At 47.7% G+C, this 21,757-nt stretch carries 21 protein-coding genes; 14 read left to right on the forward strand and 7 right to left on the reverse strand.

Annotated elements, in window-relative coordinates; translation table 11 throughout:
• Nucleotide 1 precedes the first annotated feature (1 nt).
• The gene (locus QUE64_RS01960) at nucleotides 2-901 is read left to right on the forward strand and encodes a dienelactone hydrolase family protein (protein ID WP_458574690.1); all 900 of its coding nucleotides are present in this window, start codon (nucleotides 2-4) and stop codon (nucleotides 899-901) included.
• A gap of 47 nt (nucleotides 902-948) precedes the next feature.
• The gene (locus QUE64_RS01965) at nucleotides 949-1,710 is read left to right on the forward strand and encodes a ZIP family metal transporter (protein WP_286226143.1); all 762 of its coding nucleotides are present in this window, start codon (nucleotides 949-951) and stop codon (nucleotides 1,708-1,710) included.
• 21 nt (nucleotides 1,711-1,731) lie between these two features.
• Here the strand turns inward: QUE64_RS01965 and QUE64_RS01970 are convergent, their stop codons facing one another.
• Together QUE64_RS01970 and QUE64_RS01975 are read right to left on the reverse strand one after the other, a co-directional pair.
• Nucleotides 1,732-2,589, reverse strand: coding sequence for a sulfurtransferase (locus QUE64_RS01970; RefSeq protein WP_286225699.1), 858 nt, complete (start codon nucleotides 2,587-2,589; stop codon nucleotides 1,732-1,734).
• Nucleotides 2,589-3,695, reverse strand: a complete 1,107-nt coding sequence (locus tag QUE64_RS01975; RefSeq protein WP_286224041.1) for an aromatic ring-hydroxylating oxygenase subunit alpha — start codon at nucleotides 3,693-3,695, stop codon at nucleotides 2,589-2,591. Before QUE64_RS01975 ends, QUE64_RS01970 begins: the two co-directional genes overlap by 1 nt.
• A gap of 190 nt (nucleotides 3,696-3,885) precedes the next feature.
• Here QUE64_RS01975 and xseB point away from each other — a divergent pair, with 190 nt between their 5' ends.
• From xseB to folE2, 4 genes are read left to right on the forward strand one after another with little or no spacing between them, the layout of a single operon-like run.
• Nucleotides 3,886-4,113, forward strand: a complete 228-nt coding sequence (xseB, locus tag QUE64_RS01980) for an exodeoxyribonuclease VII small subunit (protein WP_286224042.1) — start codon at nucleotides 3,886-3,888, stop codon at nucleotides 4,111-4,113.
• A gap of 19 nt (nucleotides 4,114-4,132) precedes the next feature.
• Nucleotides 4,133-5,041: a polyprenyl synthetase family protein gene (locus tag QUE64_RS01985; protein WP_286225700.1), complete on the forward strand. Its 909-nt coding sequence runs from the start codon at nucleotides 4,133-4,135 to the stop codon at nucleotides 5,039-5,041.
• A gap of 1 nt (nucleotide 5,042) precedes the next feature.
• Nucleotides 5,043-6,965 (forward strand): 1-deoxy-D-xylulose-5-phosphate synthase, encoded by a 1,923-nt coding sequence (gene dxs / locus QUE64_RS01990; protein WP_286225701.1) that lies wholly within the window; start codon nucleotides 5,043-5,045, stop codon nucleotides 6,963-6,965.
• A 57-nt stretch (nucleotides 6,966-7,022) separates the two neighbouring features.
• Complete coding sequence (gene folE2 / locus QUE64_RS01995; protein ID WP_286225702.1) at nucleotides 7,023-7,847, forward strand: GTP cyclohydrolase FolE2; 825 nt, start codon at nucleotides 7,023-7,025, stop codon at nucleotides 7,845-7,847.
• Here the strand turns inward: folE2 and tsaD are convergent.
• Entirely contained in the window at nucleotides 7,844-8,914 is a 1,071-nt protein-coding gene (gene tsaD, locus QUE64_RS02000) for a tRNA (adenosine(37)-N6)-threonylcarbamoyltransferase complex transferase subunit TsaD (protein ID WP_286225703.1), read from the reverse strand. The genes folE2 and tsaD overlap by 4 nt on opposite strands.
• Nucleotides 8,915-9,000: 86 nt before the next feature.
• Between tsaD and rpsU the strand changes: the two genes are divergently transcribed.
• Nucleotides 9,001-9,213: a 30S ribosomal protein S21 gene (gene rpsU, locus QUE64_RS02005; RefSeq protein ID WP_011903537.1), complete on the forward strand. Its 213-nt coding sequence runs from the start codon at nucleotides 9,001-9,003 to the stop codon at nucleotides 9,211-9,213.
• Between the two features lie 72 nt (nucleotides 9,214-9,285).
• Here rpsU and QUE64_RS02010 read toward each other — a convergent pair whose 3' ends face one another.
• Together QUE64_RS02010 and QUE64_RS02015 are read right to left on the reverse strand one after the other, a co-directional pair.
• A complete protein-coding gene (locus QUE64_RS02010) occupies nucleotides 9,286-9,594 on the reverse strand; it encodes a helix-turn-helix domain-containing protein (protein WP_286225704.1) in 309 nt (102 codons plus the stop codon).
• A complete protein-coding gene (locus QUE64_RS02015; RefSeq protein ID WP_286225705.1) occupies nucleotides 9,591-9,914 on the reverse strand; it encodes a type II toxin-antitoxin system RelE/ParE family toxin in 324 nt (107 codons plus the stop codon). Before QUE64_RS02015 ends, QUE64_RS02010 begins: the two co-directional genes overlap by 4 nt.
• 143 nt (nucleotides 9,915-10,057) lie before the next feature.
• Here QUE64_RS02015 and QUE64_RS02020 point away from each other — a divergent pair, with 143 nt between their 5' ends.
• The 5 genes from QUE64_RS02020 (at nucleotide 10,058) to QUE64_RS02040 (ending at nucleotide 18,117) form a co-directional block, all read left to right on the forward strand.
• Entirely contained in the window at nucleotides 10,058-10,504 is a 447-nt protein-coding gene (locus QUE64_RS02020; protein WP_286224121.1) for a GatB/YqeY domain-containing protein, read from the forward strand.
• Between the two features lie 16 nt (nucleotides 10,505-10,520).
• Nucleotides 10,521-12,407: a DNA primase gene (gene dnaG, locus QUE64_RS02025; RefSeq protein ID WP_286226144.1), complete on the forward strand. Its 1,887-nt coding sequence runs from the start codon at nucleotides 10,521-10,523 to the stop codon at nucleotides 12,405-12,407.
• 233 nt (nucleotides 12,408-12,640) lie between these two features.
• Nucleotides 12,641-15,079 (forward strand): RNA polymerase sigma factor RpoD, encoded by a 2,439-nt coding sequence (rpoD, locus tag QUE64_RS02030; RefSeq protein WP_286225706.1) that lies wholly within the window; start codon nucleotides 12,641-12,643, stop codon nucleotides 15,077-15,079.
• Nucleotides 15,080-15,767: 688 nt separating this feature from the next.
• Complete coding sequence (locus QUE64_RS02035) at nucleotides 15,768-17,408, forward strand: AAA family ATPase (RefSeq protein WP_286225707.1); 1,641 nt, start codon at nucleotides 15,768-15,770, stop codon at nucleotides 17,406-17,408.
• 1 nt (nucleotide 17,409) lies between these two features.
• The gene (locus tag QUE64_RS02040; RefSeq protein ID WP_286225708.1) at nucleotides 17,410-18,117 is read left to right on the forward strand and encodes an alpha/beta hydrolase; all 708 of its coding nucleotides are present in this window, start codon (nucleotides 17,410-17,412) and stop codon (nucleotides 18,115-18,117) included.
• A gap of 161 nt (nucleotides 18,118-18,278) precedes the next feature.
• Here QUE64_RS02040 and QUE64_RS02045 read toward each other — a convergent pair whose 3' ends face one another.
• On the reverse strand, nucleotides 18,279-19,067 hold the full coding sequence (locus QUE64_RS02045; protein ID WP_353506771.1) for a c-type cytochrome: 789 nt from the start codon (nucleotides 19,065-19,067) through the stop codon (nucleotides 18,279-18,281).
• Nucleotides 19,040-20,458, reverse strand: coding sequence for a cytochrome C (locus QUE64_RS02050; RefSeq protein ID WP_286225709.1), 1,419 nt, complete (start codon nucleotides 20,456-20,458; stop codon nucleotides 19,040-19,042). Before QUE64_RS02050 ends, QUE64_RS02045 begins: the two co-directional genes overlap by 28 nt.
• A 180-nt stretch (nucleotides 20,459-20,638) precedes the next feature.
• On the opposite strand from QUE64_RS02050, the gene QUE64_RS02055 reads away from it, so the two are divergent.
• Both QUE64_RS02055 and QUE64_RS02060 read left to right on the forward strand, forming a co-directional pair.
• Entirely contained in the window at nucleotides 20,639-20,806 is a 168-nt protein-coding gene (locus QUE64_RS02055) for a hypothetical protein (RefSeq protein ID WP_286225710.1), read from the forward strand.
• Nucleotides 20,807-20,829: 23 nt separating this feature from the next.
• Nucleotides 20,830-21,753, forward strand: a complete 924-nt coding sequence (locus QUE64_RS02060) for a DMT family transporter (RefSeq protein ID WP_286225711.1) — start codon at nucleotides 20,830-20,832, stop codon at nucleotides 21,751-21,753.
• Nucleotides 21,754-21,757: the final 4 nt, after the last annotated feature.

Raw genomic sequence — 21,757 nt, forward strand, 5'->3', positions numbered from 1 at the left:
GATGAGTAATGATCATATGCACAATGATTCAGGTCGACGTGATTTCATGAAGACCTCACTGAAAGCCTCAACAGCAACGGTGACCGCCGGAGCCTTGGGGATTGGCTTTGTAGCCGCTTCGGATCCTGTTTTGGCCCAAGCGATTAAAACCGACTTTACTGGCATTAAAGCGGGTGAGCAGGATATTCCAGTGGGCAGTTTTAATATGCCTGCTTATATCTCTCGTCCTGAGAAAGCAAGTGGCCCCTTGCCGATCGTGATTGTCGTGAGTGAGATTTTTGGAGTGCATGAGTACATCGCTGATACCACTCGGCGCTTTGCAAAGTTGGGTTATATGGCGATTGCGCCAGAGTTCTTCACTCGTGCGGGCGATCCCAATACCTTTGGAACCATTGCTGAGATTCAGAGCAATATTGTGGCCAAGACACCCGATGTTCAAGTATTGGGCGATCTAAAGGCTGCGATTGCCTGGGCTGGTAAAAATGGCGGCGATCTTAAAAAAGTCGGTGTCACTGGATTTTGCTGGGGTGGACGCATTACCTGGTTAGCAGCAACGATGCCTGAGGTGAAGGCGGGCGTGGCTTGGTATGGACGCCTGGTGGGCGATAAAACCTCTAATAACCCAAGACAGCCCGTTGAGATTGCAGCCGATCTGAAAGCTCCCGTATTGGGTCTCTATGGTTCAGCTGATACTGGTATTCCACTCGATACCGTGGAGCAAATGAAAGCAGCGCTCGCTAAAGCAAGTTCCAATCCTGCGGCGAAAGCCTCCAAGTTCGAGATCTATCCAGATGCCCCACATGCCTTTCATGCGGACTATCGCAATACCTACCGCGAGGGTCCCGCAAAAGACGGCTGGGCAAAATGCCTAGCTTGGTTTAAGCAGTACGGCGTTTCTTAAAATCCATTGAATCGAGCGGATTGCCTGTGGGTTTGAGCACACTTCAAATGATTGTTTTGGTCACCGCAGGCGCAGGGCTTGCGAGTGTGCTCGCTGCCGCAAGCCTTTCCTTAACCTTGCTTGCCAAAATCGTCAACAATATGGTGAGCCTCTCGGTAGGTATTTTGTTGGCCACCGCCTTTTTACATTCTCTGCCCGAGGCCTTTGAGATCCCAGGTGCGCAAGCCCACTACCTATTTGCCACCCTCTTGGGTGGATTGCTTGGATTTTTTCTCTTGGAGAAAATCGCACTCCTTCGTCATAGCCATCACCACGAAGGCGATGGGCATGACCATCACCACGGCCACGATAAAGAGGAGGCGGGTAGTAGTGGTTGGATGATTTTGGTGGGTGACAGCATTCATAATTTTGTGGATGGTGTTTTGATTGCTGCCGCCTTTATGGTCGATGTGCAAATCGGTATCTTTACTGCCTTAGCCATCATTGCGCATGAGATCCCCCAAGAGATTGGAGACTTCATCGTACTTCTCAATGCGGGCTTCTCTCGGGCACGCGCATTGCTATACAACGGAATTAGTGGTTTGATGGCAGTGGTCGGGGGCGTATTAGCGTATTACTTTTTAGAGCGCGCTACTCAAGTGATGCCCTATCTGCTGGTGATTGCATCGAGCAGTTTTATTTACATTGCAGTGAGTGATTTAATTCCGCAGATGCATCGGCGACCCCATTGGCAGGAGTCGCTACGCCAAGTCGTATTGATCGCAATCGGGGTTGGAATTGTGGTTTTGCTAACCGACCACAACCACTAATTTAAAGAATACAAACTGGGTTTATCGCTCAATCGGACGGCTTGGATCTGAGCACCACTCGCTCCAACTACCCACATGTAAGCGTGAGCCACTGAGGCCTGCTGCTTCCATCGCCAACAGATTATGGCAAGCACTAACCCCAGATCCACACGAATGAATAATAGTTCCAGGTTTTTGTTGACCAATGAGGAGAACAAATTCTTTATAGAGTTGCTCGGGCGATTTAAATTTACCCGAGACCAAATTCTCCTTAAAGCAGCGATTGGTTGCTCCGGGAATATGACCACCGACCGGGTCTAAAGTCTCATTCTCACCGCGAAAGCGATCTGGCGTGCGCGCATCAATCACCATTTTAGGAGCGTCGGATTTGACGTTTTGTTCCATCTCATTGGTTGTGATAACTCCCTGGAAGGGATAGACCTCTGGCATCGAGGTCAATGGTGTTGGTTCACGACCCGCATTGCCAATGCTGCCATTCCAAGCGTCTAGTCCGCCATCAAGTACTTGCACCGAAGCGTGACCAATGGAGCGTAGCATCCACCATAAACGACTCGCAAAGGTACCGCCATGGCTGTCGTAGGCAACCACATGGGTGTGATTAGCAATCCCTAGGCGTTGACGGGTTTTTGCCCAAGCCTCGGGGGTGGGTAGTGGGTGGCGACCATTCGTTCCAGTTTTAGGGCCCGATAAATCATGCTCAACATTCACATAGATGGCGCCAGTGATGTGGGCATTTTTGTACATTGCATAGCCGGCGTTGGCATTCGTGAGGTCGTAGCGACAATCGCAAATTAAGACATCGCTGCCTTCATTGATCAGTTCTTCCAGTTGATTTGCAGTAATGATGGGATTCATATAGCCTCCTGGGTGAAGATCCATTAGTAATTCATTTCACGACGATACCATTCGTGGAAGTGTTGCATGCCATCTTCCATGGGGCTTTGATAAGGGCCCACTTCGTTTTGGCCACGAGCAAGCAAGGCCGCGCGACCTGCATCCATGCGCTCGGCAATTTCATCATCCTCAATGCAGGTTTCCATATACGCAGCACGTTCCGCCTCAATAAACTCGCGCTCGAAAAGAGTAATTTCCTCAGGGTAATAGAACTCCACAATATTGCGAGTCTTGTTTGGGGCAATCGGATGCAGCGTTGAAATACAGAGTACACCTGGATACCACTCCACCATCACATTGGGGTAGTAAGTGAGCCAGATGGCGCCATGCTTTGGCATTTGCCCTTGGTGATGACGTAAAACCGCGTCGTGCCAGGCGCGATAGGTTGGTGTACCAGGCTTACTCAGTTCCTTGTGAATCCCGACGGTCTGCACACTGTGCCAGTCACCAAACTCCCAGCGCAAATCATCACACGACACAAACTTACCAAGCCCTGGATGAAAAGGGACAACATGATAGTCCTCGAGATATACCTCAATAAAGGTCTTCCAGTTGTAATTGCACTCGTGTACCTCAACATGGTCGAGCATATAACCCGAGAAATCTAAATCGCGACCCACGGAGAGTTTTCCGAGGTCGGCTTGCACATCCCTAGGACCTTCAAATAGTAGGCCCTGCCAATTTTGTAAAGGTGACTTACCAAGATTCAAACAAGGCTTGTCCCCAAAATGTGGAGCACCTAGCAACTGACCTTCGAGATCGTAGGTCCAGCGATGCAGTGGACAAACGATGTTGTCGACCTTGCCGCTACCATTGAGCATCAGTGCTTGTCGGTGGCGACAGACATTAGATAAGAGCTCAATACCGTTTGGACCTTCGTGATTACGAACCAGAATACGCCCCTCATTTTCCGCTAGCAGGGTTCGATACGAACCTGTTTCGGGAACCATGAGTTCATGACCGACGTAGCCGGGCCCTTGCTTAAACAGCAATTGCAATTCCTGTTGAAATAAATCAACGTCAAAATATGCCGAAACCGGCAGTTGTAAATTGGACGGCGCAAGGAATTGCGCGGTAGCCAGATTAGTCATTCTCCCCACCCCCGAAAAAGTCAGCCGAAGCTAAGCGGAACAACCAATCCAACCATCGACATGTCGATATTGGAAAGGAAGAAGGATTATACCCATGGGGCAAAATCTTGCTCGTGACATTTGTCAAATGAAGGAAATCCCCATAAACCCCGAAATCAGTTGAAATTCAATTCGGTATTAAGATCTTGATATGGCAAGTAAAAAAATGAACCCAGCCCCAATCGAGGGAAATATTGACCCCCAAATGCGCTATGAGGCAGCCCTCAAAGAGCTTGAGTCCTTGGTGGCTGCTATGGAATCTGGCAAGCTATCCCTTGAAGAAACCTTGGTCGCCTATCAGCGGGGCGCAGCTTTACTCAAACACTGTCAGGGTGTATTAGCTCAGGTTGAGCAACAAGTTAAAGTGATCGAGACCTAATTCGATTTAAGTCGCGTTGATGAACCCATTTTCATTTGAGGCCTGGTTGGCCTCCCAATCGCAGCGAGCAGAAAATGCGCTCCTGCAGTATCTCGATTCAGATACTGCGATCCCCCAGCATTTGCACGCCGCCATGCGCTATGCCGTGTTGGGTGGTGGCAAACGAATTCGTCCCCTATTAGTATTTGCTGCGAGTGAGTTAGGGTCAGTTGATCAAGTGGATGGGTCGCTCGTGAATCGTGCCGCGAGTGCGATTGAGATGATTCATACCTATTCCCTGGTGCACGATGATTTGCCATGCATGGACGATGATGATTTGCGCCGCGGACGCCCTACAGTTCATAAAGCCTATGACGAGGCGACTGCTTTACTAGCGGGCGATGCATTACAAACCCGTGCCTTTGAAATCCTCTCGTATCCAGTCGGTCCTGACCCAAAGACCGGTTTTGCACAGCTGCGCATGATTGCTTCCTTGGCTTATGCCTCGGGTTCTAAGGGCATGGCCGGTGGACAGGCGATTGATTTGCAGAACGTGGGCAAAAAAATGGACTTGCCCGCTCTAGAACAAATGCATGCCATGAAGACCGGTGCTCTACTCATTTGCGCTGTCCAGCTCGGAGGGATTGCCGCCCAATTGTCCGATCCAGCGATGGCTCAACTTGATACTTACGCAAAGGCGATTGGCTTGGCTTTTCAGGTGGTGGACGATATTCTGGACGCGACCGCTGATAGTGCAACACTTGGAAAAACGGCGGGCAAAGATGCGGCGCAAGATAAGCCTACCTATGTGACCCTGAAGGGTTTAGACTATGCAAACGAACTGGCTAATGAATTAAAGGGGAGAGCGCTAAACAGTCTGAATGAGTTTGGGCCACAGGCCGATGCCTTGCGTCATATTGCTCATTTAGTTGTGGATCGCAAAAAATAGTATGTTGCACTCGATCAATGACCCTCGCGATTTACGTAAATTAACACGTGAGGAGCTCCCGGCACTTGCTGATGAGCTAAGACAGTACATCGTGGATTCTGTATCGAAGACAGGTGGTCACCTCTCGTCGAATTTAGGAACGGTCGAGCTATCGATTGCCTTGCATTATGTATTCGATACACCGCACGATCGGATCGTGTGGGATGTGGGTCATCAAAGTTATCCGCATAAGATTTTGACTGGACGACGTGATCAGATGCACTCCTTGCGGCAATTTGGCGGACTTTCTGGATTTCCAAGACGCTCTGAGAGTGAGTACGACACCTTTGGTACAGCTCACTCCTCTACCAGCATCTCGGCAGCCATGGGGATGGCACGCGCTGCACAAACCAAGGGCGAGGATCGGGTGGCAGTTGCGGTGATCGGCGACGGCGCGATGAGTGCAGGGATGGCGTTTGAAGCCATGAACAATGCAGGCGTGTATGAGAACATGCCCCTGGTAGTCATTCTAAATGACAACGATATGTCAATTTCACCAGCGGTTGGGGCGCTTAATCGCTACTTGGCACGCTTACTCAGCGGCAATATTTACTCGGCAACCAAAAAAGGAATTGATTCGGTTCTGTCCTCGATGGCACCGCCGCTACGCGAGTTTGCTAAACGTCTTGAAGATCATGCCAAAGGTTTTGTGTCTCCATCCACTATCTTTGAGGAGTTTGGCTTTACCTACTTTGGTCCCATTGATGGCCATGATTTAGATACCCTCATCCCGATGATGCAAAACGTACGCCGTTTGGCAAAGGAGGGGAATGGGCCTCAGTTCTTGCATGTGATCACGCGCAAAGGCCAAGGCTATATGTTGGCTGAGGCGGATCCCATTTTGTACCATGGCCCCGGTAAATTTAATCCCCAAGAAGGAATCAAATCGAGTGGTGCGGGTAAGAAAACATTCACCCAGGTATTTGGGGAGTGGTTATGCGATATGGCGCAAGCCGATCCAAAGTTGGTCGGTATCACCCCTGCAATGCGCGAAGGTTCAGGCTTGGTCGAGTTTGAAAAACGTTTCCCCGATCGTTACTACGATGTGGGTATCGCGGAGCAACATTCTGTGACCTTTGCTGCAGGTATGGCCTGCGAGGGTATGAAACCCGTCGTGGCGATTTACTCCACCTTCTTACAACGTGCCTATGATCAGTTAATTCATGATGTGGCCTTGCAAGATTTACCGATTGTGTTTGCGATTGACCGTGCTGGGTTAGTGGGTGCCGATGGTGCGACTCACGCTGGGGCATACGATATTGCCTATTTGCGATGCATTCCTAATATGTTGATCATGACTCCGGCGGATGAAGCGGAGTGCCGTGATTTATTAACGACCGCGTATCATCAAAATCACCCAAGCGCAGTTCGCTATCCCCGCGGCGCAGGTATTGGCAATCCGCCATCTGCCGAATTGCGCTCCTTACCACTCGGGCATGGTGAGATTCGTCGTGAGGCGCAAACAAAGGGTAAACGTCTCGCTATTCTGGCATTCGGAACGCTGCTCTATCCTGCTTTGGATGTCGCCGAAAAACTGGATGCTACTGTAGTGAATATGCGTTTTGTAAAACCGCTGGATATTGAGTTGATCAAAACGCTTGCCCGTAATCATGATTACTTTGTGACCGTTGAGGACGGTTGTGTTCAGGGTGGTGCTGGTAGCGCTTGCATGGAGGCCATGAACCTCTTGGGTATCACCAAGCCGGTATTAACTCTTGGATTACCCGATGTCTTTATTGAGCACGGAGATTACAACTTGCTCATGGCTCAGTGTGGATTGGATGCTGCAGGAATCGAGGGAACAATTCTTGCCCGCTTCCCAGATTTGGGTACCGCCCCATTCAATCTTAAGACCCCATCGGATCAGGTCCCCGTCGGTAAGTAAAGCGTTTGTACAGGCGCTCCTTGAGCCAGTTGGATTGTTTTGAGCGAAAATACTGGTATGAATGATTTAAACACCCACTTCCTGAACACGACTGCCTTACCTGACATTCAAGGTGGTCATGACCTTCGCGCTCTTGCGATTGAGCGTGTTGGAATTCGTGGCATCAAGCATCCCATTCATGTTCAAAGTGGTTCTGGATCATTTCCAACTGTTGCTCAGTTTGAAATGGACGTGGCACTCCCAGCTGACCAAAAGGGGACCCATATGTCGCGCTTTGTCCATCTTTTGCACGATGAGCAAGGCGCTTACAGTGGCTCAAAGATCGTTGGGATGGCAAAAAAAATGTTACCCCTGTTGCAGGCGAAGCAGGGCCGTATTCAAATGCAATACACCCATTTTGAAAAGAAAAGCGCACCCGTTTCCTCGGTAGAAAGTTGGATGGATTACGAGGTCACGTATCGTGTCGAGGCCAAACAAATGCCTGATGAAAGCGTCGATATTGACTTGTATCTGCAGGCTATCGTACCGGTCATGAGCTTATGCCCATGTTCAAAAGAGATTTCGGAATACGGCGCCCACAATCAGCGCTCGCATGTCACCATTTTGGTCAAAGTCGATCCTGCCGCCAATCTGAATGTTGAAGAGCTATTACGTATTGCGGAGACCGAAGCCTCAAGCGAGTTATGGGCTATTTTGAAGCGCCCTGACGAAAAGTGGGTAACAGAGCGCGCGTATGAGACTCCTAAATTTGTGGAAGACTTAGTACGTGATGTTGCTACCCGGTTAAAGCACGATGAACGAATCCTGTCTTTGATGGTCGAAGCTGAAAACTTTGAGTCCATCCACAACCACAGTGCGTTCGCCCGTATCAACCTTCCTTAATGATTGGAGCGATCTAAAGAACTCAGATCCCAACGGGGTTTGATATCAAACGCTCCATTCGTGGTCGAACCACTTTGTAGTAGTCGAAGTGCTCCTGCAAATGCAATCATTACTCCGTTATCAGTGCATAACTCGATTGGTGGATAGTGAACCTGATACCCGCATGCAGTTGCCATTGCGGTGAGTTTTTTCCGAAGCTGGGTATTGGCACCCACACCTCCGGCAACCACTAAATCACGACACTCCATTTGCTCGAGTGCTGCCATTGCTTTATGACTTAAGACATCGGTCACGGCCTCAACAAATGCACAGGCGAGGTTGGCACGAAAAGACTCGGTATCAGAATTGGTGGATTGCACTTTTTTGACTTGGTGCAGCACTGCGGTTTTTAGTCCCGAAAACGAAAAATCCAGATCCTTGGAATGCAACATCGGTCTGGGTAAATCAAATCCGGCAGCCTTTCCAGACTCTGCCAATTTTGAGAGCGCTGCCCCGCCTGGGTAGTCAAGACCTAATAATTTGGCAGTCTTGTCAAACGCCTCACCGGCTGCATCATCCACTGTTTCCCCAAGCAGTTGATAGTCCCCAATTCGATTTACGAGCATGAGTTGCGTATGCCCACCGGAGACCAATAGGGCAACAAAGGGGAATTCAGGTGGGCGCGAGGATCCATCTGCCAGCAAAGGGGATAGCAGATGACCCTCTAAATGATGAACTCCGACCAGGGGTTTTTGGGTTGCCAGGGCTAGTGCATTGGCAAAGGCTGATCCCACCAGCAGGGCGCCTGCCAGACCAGGCCCCTGGGTGTAGGCAATGGCATCGACTTCCTGGAAGGTGCGGCCAGAATCTTTTAACGCCTTGTTTAATAAAGGAATTAAGCGGCGAATATGGTCTCGTGAGGCCAATTCAGGAACCACCCCACCATAATCTTGGTGCATCTCAATTTGGGAGTGTAAAGCGGCACCTAAGATGCCATGATGGGCAGGTCTTCCAGCCTCCCAGGCCCCTGTGTCATAGATGGCTAGGCCGGTTTCGTCGCAGGAGGTTTCAATACCGAGGACTATCATTGGTGGCAGGGTCGTGCTAGAATCCGTGTTTTAGTAAATTTTGATCATTTTCAAGCAATCAAAGAGTAAAAGCGAGTAAAAACAGCATGACCACAGTCCGCCTTCGCGAAAACGAACCATTTGAAGTGGCATTGCGCCGCTTTAAGCGCACCATTGAGAAGAATGGTCTATTGACCGATCTTCGTGCTCGTGAGTTCTATGAGAAACCCACTGCCGAGCGTAAGCGTAAGAAAGCAGCCGCTGCAAAACGCCATTACAAGCGCATTCGTAGCCAGATGTTGCCTAAAAAGTTGTATTAATTCTTTTATCTAATACAACACTGTGAAAGCCCCGGTTGTCGGGGCTTTTGTTTTTGGCTAATTAGGTTAAATCTAAACCAAATGAAGCTCAATGCGCTTACCTAAGGCGGCAGCATATTTGCGCAGCGTGCTAAGGCTTGGAGAATGTTTTCCAGAGGCCAGAGCGCTTTCTAGCCTTGCAATGGCTGGCGCTTGGGTGCCCATGCGTTTTGCAACCTGAGCTTGTGATAGCCCCGCTTCTTTTCTGGCAGCAAGAATCTCATCCAAAATTGATAGCTCTTCGCGGTTAAGTCGATTAAGTTCAGCTTTAACAGCAGAATTCTTAAGCATCTTGTTGACCATTTGTTTGTGGGTCAGCGCTTTAGTCGATTTGGTTGTCATTTCTTAAACTCCTTCATGCGTTGCTTGGCAAGCTTTAATTCTTTATCGGGGGTCTTTTGAGTTTTCTTTATAAAGCTATGGAGCATGACAATTTTTTGTTTTACAGCTAAGCAAAAGAAAACGCGCGCAATACCCTCTGCACCTTTAAGCCTTAGTTCAAATAGGCCACCTCCAAATGCATCGGTATGAGGTAAGCCTAAGTTGGGTCCATGCTCCATCATTCGGTCAGTTAAGCCGATATATCGAGCTTGAAGCGTAACTGGTAAATTCATGATTGCTTCCTGAACCTCTTGACTGTAATAAATGATAGAGTATTTCATCAAACAATGATAACAAATTTGTTATCATTGGGCAAGGGCAAAAAATTGCTGTTGCATTTATCAACACAATCAAAGCACTTACATGCGTATTCGTTAATCTCTTGGATAATGGATCAATACCATCTACGATTTGGAGAACTTAAATGACTCTCAAAGAGCAAATTACCGAAGACATGAAGTCAGCTATGCGTGCTAAAGAGACCGAGCGGCTGGGCACCATTCGCTTGTTGTTGGCTGCAATTAAACAGCGCGAAGTGGATGAGCGTATTACGGTAGACGATGCCGGCATCATTGCCATTGTTGAAAAACTGATCAAGCAGCGCAAAGATTCAATTGAGCAGTTTCAGAAAGCAGGTCGCACGGACCTAGTTGACCAAGAATCAAAAGAGTTAGGCATCTTGCAAGCCTATATGCCAGCCCAACTATCAGAGGCTGAAGTACAGGCGGCGATTCAAAAGACAATTTCGAGCTTGGGAGCTGCGGGCCCACAGGATATGGGCAAAGTGATTGGAGCACTCAAGGCACAACTTGCTGGGAAAGCCGATATGGGAATGGTCTCGGGCATGGTCAAGGCCGCTCTCGCAAAGTAGTGATTCGTTTATGGCCCTGATTCCCCAATCCTTTATCTCCGATTTACTCAATCGGGTCGATATTGTGGATGTGGTGGGCAAGCACGTCAAACTCAAAAAGGCGGGCGCGAACTATCAAGGCTTATGTCCTTTTCATCAAGAGAAGTCACCCTCGTTTTCAGTATCCCCCACCAAGCAGTTCTATCACTGCTTCGGGTGCGGGGCGCATGGGTCGGCAATTGGCTTCATGATGGAGTACTCCGGACAGTCTTATGTGGATGCGATTGAAGATCTCGCCCGTTCGGTGGGCCTGTCTGTTCCCCGTGAAGAGCGCAATGTTCGTGATGTGATTGCGCAAAAGCAAGCCCTGGCCCTTGGCGAAGTAATGACTATGGCGAGCGATTGGTATTCTCAGCAACTAAAAGGATCGCAGCGGGCCATTGACTACCTGAAGGGGCGTGGTTTGACCGGCGAGATTGCCAAGCGCTATGGCCTTGGGTATGCACCTGATGGCTGGCAGGGACTCGAGGCGGTATTTGATTCGTATAGCAAGGATGAAACTGCCAAGTTACTGATCGAGGCTGGCTTGATTATCCAGGGAGAGGGTGCCGACAGTCAGAGCAAGACCAAACGTTATGACCGCTTTCGTGATCGGATCATGTTCCCCATTCGAAATCCCAAAGGACAAGTGATTGCCTTTGGCGGCCGCATCTTAGATCAAGGGGAGCCTAAGTATTTAAATTCTCCAGAGACCCCGTTGTTTTCCAAAGGAAATACTCTTTATGGATTATTTGAGGGACGCTTAGCGATTCGGGATCGCGGATTTGTCTTGGTCTGTGAAGGCTATATGGATGTGGTGGCTTTGGCCCAACTAGGCTTTGCCAATGCGGTTGCCACCTTGGGGACTGCGTGCACACCCTTTCATGTGCGCACTTTATTGCGCCAAACCGATCGGATTGTATTTTCATTTGATGGGGATGCAGCCGGTCAGCGTGCGGCGCAGCGTGCGCTGGAGGCAACCCTACCCATCTTGAGTGACGATAAAGAAATTCGTTTTTTATTTTTGCCCAGCGAGCATGATCCCGATAGCTATATTCGTCAATATGGCGCTGCCGCGTTTGAGCAAGCAATTCATCAGGCGATGCCCTTATCCGGATTCTTTTTCAAGCTTGCGAGCGAGGGTAATGATCTAGCAACTCCAGAGGGTCGAGCTAAAACCCATCACATAGCCAAACCATGGCTGCAATCGATGCCAGCGATTGCCATGCGCTCTCAATTGCTGCGTGAGCTTGCGAATCGTACCGCATCGAGTGTGAGTGAGCTTGAGCAATTTTGTGCATTGACTTCTGCTACTAAAACTCCGCTCCCTACCACTCAAGCCCAAACCAAATCGCAGAATATCAAACCGGTAATTACAAAACCGATCGCCGCACGATCGGCAAAGCAGTCCCGTCCTAACGTTGAACCACCCAGGCCAACCGATTTGTCAGAACACATCATGCGTTTACTGATTCAGTTCCCGATTCTTGGAAAAGACATGACCCCCGATCAACGTCAATTGGCAATGGAGGTCGCCAAAAAACGATCAGATAAGGCGCATGATTTAATGAGCGACCTGATTCATCAGTGCGACATTTTGGAGATCAATACTCAAAATCCAAATTCTTCCTTTGCGGTTTTTCAGGATCAGTTAGCAACCAGTCCATTGGCCGATTTGTACCAAATCCTCAGGCAACGCATTTTGGGTTCTGAGATTGAGTATCTTGGAGCAAAAGAGGATCTGGAGGGAGTCTTAAATAAGCTAGAACTTGGTCATTTGAAAGCCGAAATGACTGAAATTACCGAAAAAATGACTCAGGGAACTGCAAATACACAGGATTTAGAGCGCTACCGGGAAATTAGTCAGCGTTTGAGTAGGCAGTAGGAAAATCAGAAAATAAATGGCTTAAATCGATATTTTTTAAGCTTTTGTAGGTCTTGATTGGCTCAATCGAGTATAATACGCACTTCCAGAAAAAACTATTTGAATCAGCCACTTACCTCCATGGCCTGAGTACCTTTGGATGATCGATGCGGGCAAATGAACCAGATCATCAGGAAATATGGATTAAGTGAGTATTTACTAACTTATTAGATTGATCGATTGCACAGATATCCATGAAAAAACCAGCTTCCAAAGTCGCTCCTAAAAAATTAGCAAAACCGGCACCTAAAGCTAAGGCACCGGTTAAAAAAGTAAAGCCTGCTGCTCCGGCAAAGAAGTCAGTAAAAGCGGTTGCTAAGAAGCCCGCCAAGGTTCCAGTAAAAAAAGTGAGCAAACCTGCGGGTAAGGCAATAAAGGCGCCAGCTAAAAAAGTGGTTTCCAAAACTGCAAAGCCGACAGCAAAGACTGCCAAGCCAAGTGCTAAATCAGTGAAAGCGGCACCAAAATTAACTGCCAAAGAGTTGGCAAAAAAGGCGGCCGAAGAGAAGGCCCTGAAGAAAGCGCAAGAGAAGGCGGCGAAGGAACAAGCCAAGGCGGAAGCAAAAGCCGCCAAGTTAAAAGCCAAAGAGGCAGCGGTTGAGTTGGATGAAAATGGTCAGCCGATTAAAAAGACGCGTGGTCGTAAACCAAAGGTCGAAGTAGCGGGCGAGCCTGGTGTTGATAACCGCACCGATCGCCAAAAAGCACGCGATCGAAAAGCAAAAGAAAAAGCACTCCTCAAAGAGTTTGCTGCACAACAATTGGGTAGTGAAGAGCAGCAAGAGTTACGCCGTGCACGTTTGAAGACCCTTATCAAAATGGGTAAGTCCAAGGGTTACTTAACTCATGGCGAGATGAACGATGTCATGTCCGATGAATTGTCAGAGGTGGACGCCCTTGAAACTCTGATCGGTCTGCTTAATGACATCGGGATTACCGTCTATGAGCAAGCTCCCGATGCAGAAACCTTACTCTTAAATGAACATGGCCCTACCGCAACCTCGGAAGAAGAGGCGGAAGAAGAAGCTGAAGCTGCTCTCTCAACCGTTGACTCAGAGTTCGGTCGTACTACTGACCCCGTGCGCATGTATATGCGCGAGATGGGTACCGTCGATCTCTTAACCCGCGAGGGTGAGATCGTGATCGCCAAAAAGATCGAAGCCGGTCTCAAAGATATGGTGATGGCTCTTTCTGCTTGCCCCGTCACCATTTCAGAGATCCTCACCAATGTCGACAAGATTGTTTCCGGAGAGATGGAAATCGATCAGTTTGTCGATGGCCTAGTAGATCCTAATGCTGAAGATATTCCGATGGCTGCCGATGAGCCCGAGGATCTGGAGATGATGGATGAGGGCGAAGAGGGCGATGATGATGAAGGTGGCGGTGGTGGCGCGAGTACTGCTAGTGCGAAGCAACTCGAAGAGCTAAAGCAACGTTCCCTTGAAAAGTTTGCGGTGATTCGGACGCAGTTTGACAAGATGCGTCGCGCCCACGACCGCGATGGTTATAACTCACCAGGTTATTTAAAAGCGCAAGACGCGATTCGAAACGAGTTACTTGGCTTTCGCTTAACAGCAAAGAGTGTTGAAAAGCTCTGCGACACCATGCGTGCCCAAGTCGATGAAGTTTGGAAACTCGAGCGCGGCATTGTGAGTATTCTGGTTGATAAGATTGGGATCCCGCGTGCCGAAGTTCTACAAGCATTTCCAAAAATGGCCATGAACTTGCGTTGGACCGCAAATCTTCTCAAAGAGCCAAAGTCGTATAGCGCTCTCTTGGAGCGCAATGTCCCAGCGATTCAAGAGCTACAACAAAAGTTGATCGATATTCAGACCAAAGTGGTTCTACCGCTCAATGAGCTCAAAGAAGTGAATAAGCAAATGATTGCCGGTGAGAAGCGGGCGAGGGAAGCGAAGCGCGAGATGACGGTCGCAAACTTACGCTTGGTAATCTCGATTGCTAAGAAGTACACCAACCGTGGCTTACAGTTCTTGGATCTGATTCAAGAGGGCAATATTGGTCTCATGAAAGCAGTCGATAAGTTTGAGTACCGTCGCGGTTACAAGTTCTCGACTTATGCGACCTGGTGGATTCGTCAGGCAATTACTCGCTCGATCGCAGATCAGGCGAGAACGATCCGTATCCCAGTACACATGATTGAGACCATCAATAAGATGAATCGCATTAGTCGCCAGATTTTGCAAGAGACTGGTCATGAGCCCGATGCTGCAACCTTGGCACAGAAGATGGAGATTCCAGAGGATAAGATTCGGAAGATCATGAAGATCGCAAAAGAACCGATTTCTATGGAAACCCCGATTGGCGATGATGAGGATTCACATTTGGGCGACTTCATTGAAGATTCCAATACCTTGGCACCTGCCGAGGCCGCACTGCATGACTCGATGCGCGATGTAGTGAAGGATGTGCTTGATTCCTTAACACCGCGTGAGGCAAAAGTATTACGGATGCGTTTTGGTGTCGAGATGAGCACCGATCACACCCTCGAGGAGGTTGGTAAGCAGTTTGATGTGACGCGTGAACGCATTCGTCAAATCGAAGCCAAGGCATTGCGTAAGATGCGTCATCCAAGCCGCAGTGATAAGTTGAAAACCTTCCTTGAAGAAGATTGATGAAGTCTCAGGGGCCCATAGCTCAGTTGGTTAGAGCAGAGGACTCATAATGGACTTAACCATGAGGTCTAGCAGTAAAGACCTCAATGATTTCAAGCGGTTAGTGGTGAAATGAGTGGTTTAAATTCACTACACACCGCTTACACACCAACGGGTTTTTCATGGTGTGTAGTAAATAGGGTTTTTATGTGGTTTTTGTGTAGTAAAACAAGTTAAGTAGGGCCCATAGCTCAGTTGGTTAGAGCAGAGGACTCATAGCGAAAGTTGTGCACCAGATAGCGAAAGCTGCTGTGTGAATGGTGTCAAATTCGGTGAACGCTAAAGGTAGTTAAAAACTACATATGCCAACGCCGAGCCAAGCGGAATCGCAAGATTCTGAAGGTGTAGAGACTAGACGGCACCCACCTAAGTAAGGATTTATAAATCTTTATACGGTGAAGGCATAGTCCAGGGAGTTAGGAAACTAACACAAACCGGAATCCTTTGGTCCCAGGTTCAAGTCCTGGTGGGCCCACCAGAATACATAACCCTGACCAGTAATGGTTGGGGTTTTTGTCTTTTGAGTATTACTAATGCGTATATCATGCCTGAAATAGACCCAATTTTGACTCGCATTGACTGCAGTCAATCATGTTTCAGACTTTGCTTTCTATGATTTATTCAACGAGTAGAAGAGTAAAAAGAACACATGGAATTCGAAATACCAGAAACCCTAGCCAATACGCTTCTTGGAATGATCGATGGGGATACGCTCCTTGCGAAGCGGCTTAGCGAGTACGGCCTTTCCCGTGGTAAACGTGTGGTATCTAGCCGTCTTTTCGATGCCACTTCATTGAACACGCTCTACGGCCTGTGCCGCACGGCCGACGAGCGTGAGCTGATGTTCCAAATGATTGCGCTGGACAATATCCATGCTGCGCCGGCTGCCCGAAAAATCCCAAGCTTGGAGCATCTGATCCCTGGTCTGATCGCTTGGCTGTCGCGCGACATGATCGATGGCTGGCTCTACAAACTTGGCAAGGATGGTGTGTTGCTACCCTGGCTGGTCCATTCAATGCGCTATGTGCAGCCTGTCGATGGCGCAGCTTACGTCATCATCGGCCTTCTGGCGAATACCTTGCAGGCCGCAGATCGTGAGCCAATTAACGATCCGAGGTTAAGGCGCACCGGCATGACTAACAGTATCACCTTTTACGCCGAAGATATTCAGGATTGCACGATTCCTGAATTGATGACGGGCTATGGTTACTTCAAAGAATGTGTGGAATTCAAAAACGAATACGAGACACACTTGAAACATTTCATGCAAATGCAACCAAAGTTTGGTGCGCAATTTACTGTTTCTGGCACTGTCTGGATGTCGAGCGAAGGGTCTCGTCCACAACTCGAATGCCTGAGGCTGCAGGCCGGTACAACAGCTCGATGCGTCAATGATGAAGAGCTACTGGAACGCCACTTCGATACCACCGCTGACGCAATCTTCTGGCGAGCAAGCGGTATCAGCGAGGGTTTTGAGAGGATTCCCCAGCATTGCTATCTGCACCTATTTCACCTGGATTACCACCGCAGCATATGGGCTCATGTGCAAAATGTGAAGGCCTATCGTTATAAGCCAGAATTGCGTGACAAGCTCGTTCTGCCAAATACTCATCGCGACTTGATTGATATCTTGACCGCTGATCGTAACTTCCTAATGGAAGACATTGTCGAGGGTAAGTCAGGCGGTACAACCATTCTGTGTAAAGGCGCGCCTGGACTTGGCAAGACGCTGACAGCAGAGGTCTATGCCGAAGTCGTGGAGAAACCGTTATACCGGGTACATTCTGGTCAACTCGGGGTGACGGCAAGCTCAGTGGAGGCTAACCTTTCGAAAATCCTGCGGCGTGCTGCGCGCTGGGATTCGGTGCTATTAATCGACGAGGCTGACGTCTACATTCGCCGCCGCGACAATGATCTGGAGCATAACGCCATCGTGGCCGAGTTTCTGCGGACCCTCGAGTACTTTAACGGTTTGCTGTTCATGACCACCAACCGCGTAGCCGATATTGATGACGCTGTCCTATCGCGCTGCATCGCTATCATCCAGTTCGAGACGCCGACACAAGAGCAGGCGAAACAATTATGGAAATCGCTCGCGCAGCAGTTCAACACCGAGCTGTCTGATGACCTAGTTGAGCGCTTGATAGTAACTTACCCAGCTGCCAGCGGCCGCGATATCAAGGAGTTGCTCAAGCTGACGCTCAAATTCTGCAAGGGTAGGAATTTGTTACTGAACGAAGATGCATTTGCTCAGTGCGCGGCTTTTCGCAGTATCAGCAAATCCGTCTAAGATGGCAACGTTTGACACATCCCTCCTTGGAGATTTGCTGCTGGGCCGGCTCAGTTTTCGGCCTGGTACTGTGCCTGACAGGCAAGCCTTGCCCGCTGGTCGTCACAACCTGGGTATTGCTAGCGAGCGCGATGCAGTATTGATCGTGCCGGAAGATCTCCAGCCTGGAGTTCCAGTTGCTCTGCTTGTGATGTTTCATGGTGCTGGTGGCAGCGCTGATAAGGTGTTGCCATTTTTGATCGAGCATGCGCGTCAGCATGGCTTTTTACTTCTGCTGCCGCAGTCTCAGTTTCCGACTTGGGATTTGGTTGTGGGTGGTAATGGCCCAGACCTAGAGCGGCTAGACAAAGCATTGCACGAAGTAGCCTCACGTTTTTCTATTAATCCATCCCACTTGGGATTTGCTGGGTTTTCAGACGGAGGCAGCTATGCACTATCAGTAGGTCTGACCAATGGCGACTTTGTAAGTCATGTGATCGTATTTTCTGGAGGCTTTATGTCGGTCCTTCAACAAAATGGCGCACCCCGCATTTTCATCGCCCACGGTTTGGAAGATGAGCAATTGTCAATTGAAACTAGTTCACGTCCTCACGTAACCAAACTTAAAGCCGCAGGTTATGACGTAACTTCTTTAGAATTCAAAGGCCCGCACCGCATCGAGCCACCAGTAGTTGCCTTGGCCATTGATTTCTTCCTGAAACCGACGTAATAGACGTAAAAAGCCACGCTTGAAATACAGAAATTCCCATGGGACTGATAAACAGCACTCAGAGGGTTGCAATCAAAAAATTGATTGAAGTAGAGGTTACCTCTGCTTTAATTATGTATACGTAAAAATTTGTAATTAGCAATTAACTAAAAGATATCGGATTAATTCATTGTTTCAAGATATTCAGTAACTGCTTTTATATCACTATCAGACAGTCCTTTTGAAATCATTTGCATGAGATTGCCTCGCGGACGTTCAAAGTGAATAGTTTTCGCCGACCATGTTGTGCCGCCAATTTCCATAAATCTTTTTTGATCAGGATTTTTCCAAAGGTTAAGCTGTTTTTGGTTATAGAAAGCTTTCTGACCAGCAATTCGAGGTATTGAGCCTTGTCCCTGACCTTCATTGCCATGACAGGAGTTGCACTGTAAAACAGATTGCTGGGGTATTCCCTTTTCGAAAATTTCTTTTCCTCGAGTTATCGACTCAGATGTATAAGGGATCTTCTGAGGTTTAATCTTTAATTGAGAAAAGTACTCAGCAAGCTCATTAATTTGTGAGTCGGATAGTCCTCTAGCCATGCCCCACATATACATCACGCCATATTCATTTCGACGAGTCTGATCTCGATAATCATTTAATTGATTTATTAAATACTCTTTTTGCTGTCCAGCAAGATTGGGCATGATCGGAGTGTTTGAGTAGCCATCAAGCCCATGACAAGATGAGCAAATCTGAACGGCAAGAACTTTTCCAGAAACTGGATAATCACCAATGGTTCTACTCCGTAATGGGTTTTCAAGAGTACTTATAGGGGGGGTCGAATTGAAGTATGTACAGCCTGAAAATATTCCAGATATCAGTAAGCCAAGGAATATCCTTAAGACGCTAATTTTGTTAATGTTTTTGTATCTCACTAACATCACATTGCTATCCAAACGTAAAACCATGATGCGTTATTTGCGCTTGCGTTGGTGCCTAATCCGTTGTAGTTTTTATTGCCACCATTAAACTGAGTGAATGCTGTATACGTATAGGTAATTCGGATATTTTGGAGTGGTTGATACCAAATAGATGGCATCCAGGCGACTGAGTTTGGCTGTAAGTTTGCACCGCTAATGGCATTCGTTCCATATCGAGCATCTGCTGAACCAGAAACACTTAAGTAGCCAAGGCCAGCACCATAAGTTGCTTTGTAGACATAGCTGATTTTAGCAATCAATGAATTGAGATTGTTATTTGTATTGCTGTAAAGAATATTGTTTGCATCAGTGATATTTTCTTGAGTAAAGCGGGCTTGCGCAGTAACAGTATGAGGATCCACTAAGTATTGATACTGCCCATCAACTGCTCGATCCTGATATTGCACAGTGCCTGAGCCCAGAGCGGGCGAGTTTATTGCCAAGCACGATGGGATGTTGCCAGTGAATTGAGCGCTATTGGCAACGGTCGAGCAGCTTTGATATTGATTAATATTCGATCCAAGAAATCCAATCATCCAATTGTGGCCGTTTCGCTCATTACTTTGATAGGCAAACCGAAAATAAGGATTAAGTCCTTGAAGGTATGTTGGTGCGTTATTCGGATTGCTATTTGATGCGGGGTAAGTCATCCAAGACAATGGTCCCGAACCACCTGATTGATATAGGTTAAGTTCACCATAAAAATTATTATTAATATACGCATAAACACCATAGCCGGGAGCGTTGATGCCATAAGCGCTTAGTTTGGTGTTGAAGGGAAGTCCATATGTTGACGAGTTTCTGTTAGAGCCCATGTAGGGATACATCCACATTGGAGAAGAATTCCAGACATCAGTAACGCCCGCATAATTATTAAGTGAGGCACCCCAAATAATATCTTTAATGATGCCATCGCCACCCACAAAGCGGTCAGCATAACGCCAATCCTGAACATCGGCAGCAAAACTGTTTTGATTTTTGACTGAGCCTCCACCACTAGTTTGCTCATCAAATGCGTAGTACCACTGACTAAAAGCACCGAAGTTATCAAAAATCTTACCACCTACATTAAGAAAAAGATAATTTGGTTCTAGTTTGCCACTTTGCTGAGTCTGCCCAGTGCCATTATTACCATTGGTACTGGTAGCAGCACCACCTACAAATTGAATCGAAATGGGCAAATCTTGACGGGTGCCCAACGTGTAACCGGTGAGCTTAAAATATCTGCCATAAGGGGTTAGTTCAGGATATTGACCGCCAGCATGGCATGAGACGCAGTTCTGACCCGTTTGTCTCGAGAAGAGCGGTATTGCGTTGCTGGATTCAGCAATGCTAAATAAAATAATAAAAAACGCAAAAAATTTGAATTTAAGAAACATATTATTTATGTAGAAATACTTGACAGTATTTTGCCAAAAAGAAAGCGCAATAAAAAGTAAATTTTGAATCCACTAGATGAACTGCTTCAGCTATGAAATACAAAGCACTCATCGTTTTCGATGACAGCTTATTTTTAGATCAGCGGCATCTTACCAATATAACCTTACAATCTAAGCATCATGAATTCATCTGAGCCAAACAATACAAATTCAGTTGATCAAGCAAAGGAGGAAGATCAATCCTCAAGCCAACTCAAGGCTGAGATCAAATCTGAGCCCAAGCCCACCATGAGTAAGCGCGAGATCATGGAAGAGTTATCACGCCAACGATTTCCATGGGAAGAATAGGTGACTATTTTTAGAAAGCGCTAGTGCAGTCAGGCTTTTACCTCTCCATCATTCTTGCCAGTCTAGGAGCCATCCTATTTGCTGCTAAAGCAATTGTGGTGAAATTTTCTTACCAATATGGTGCCACTGCGGATGTCGTTCTCACCCTGAGGATGGTGTTTTCGCTACCCATCTTTTGGTTGGCAGTTTGGTGGAATCAGCGAGTTACATCCCCTATACCTTTGGTGAGACAGGATGTAATTAAAGTCTGTGCGATTGGCTTATTAGGCTATTTTTTATCGAGCTATCTAGACTTTTTAGGATTGCATTACATCTCAGCAGGCTTAGAGAGGGTCATTTTGTACTTGACCCCAGCCATTGTTTTAGTGCTTTCAAAATTCTTTCTTAAAAAAGAGATTGTTCGCAGGCAATATTGGGCAATGGTCGTTGCTTATTTAGGAATTGTGATGGTATTTATGCACGATATTCAATTGAATGAGCATGGCGCCGTTGTCTTGGGCAGTATTTTGGTCTTTCTAGCGGCTGTGGTTTATTCGATCTACTTAATTTTTGCTGGCGAGTTAGTTGGACGCGTGGGCAGCATCCGATTAGTAGCGCTTGCAAGTGCATCAGCCACGGTCGCAACCTGTATTCAATCCCTCGTTCTGGGGGCCGATCAACTTTTTGTACAACAGCCCGAGGTGTATTACTTTGCTCTCGTCAATGCTTTGTTTTGTACCTTCATGCCCATGCTCTTTATCATGATGGCCGTCAATCGTATTGGCTCGAGCTTGACCGCTCAGGCAGGTACCATTGGCCCCGTGGGAACGGCATTTTTAGGATGGTATTTTCTGAATGAACCAGTGAGCGCCTTGCAACTTGCAGGAATTGCCGTAGTGTTAATTGGGATTGCGATCCTTTTATCAATTGGCAACAAGCCCAATCAAAACCCAACCCCAACGGAGTAGTTGC

Source organism: Polynucleobacter sp. HIN7, from assembly GCF_030297595.1.
Taxonomy (GTDB): domain Bacteria; phylum Pseudomonadota; class Gammaproteobacteria; order Burkholderiales; family Burkholderiaceae; genus Polynucleobacter.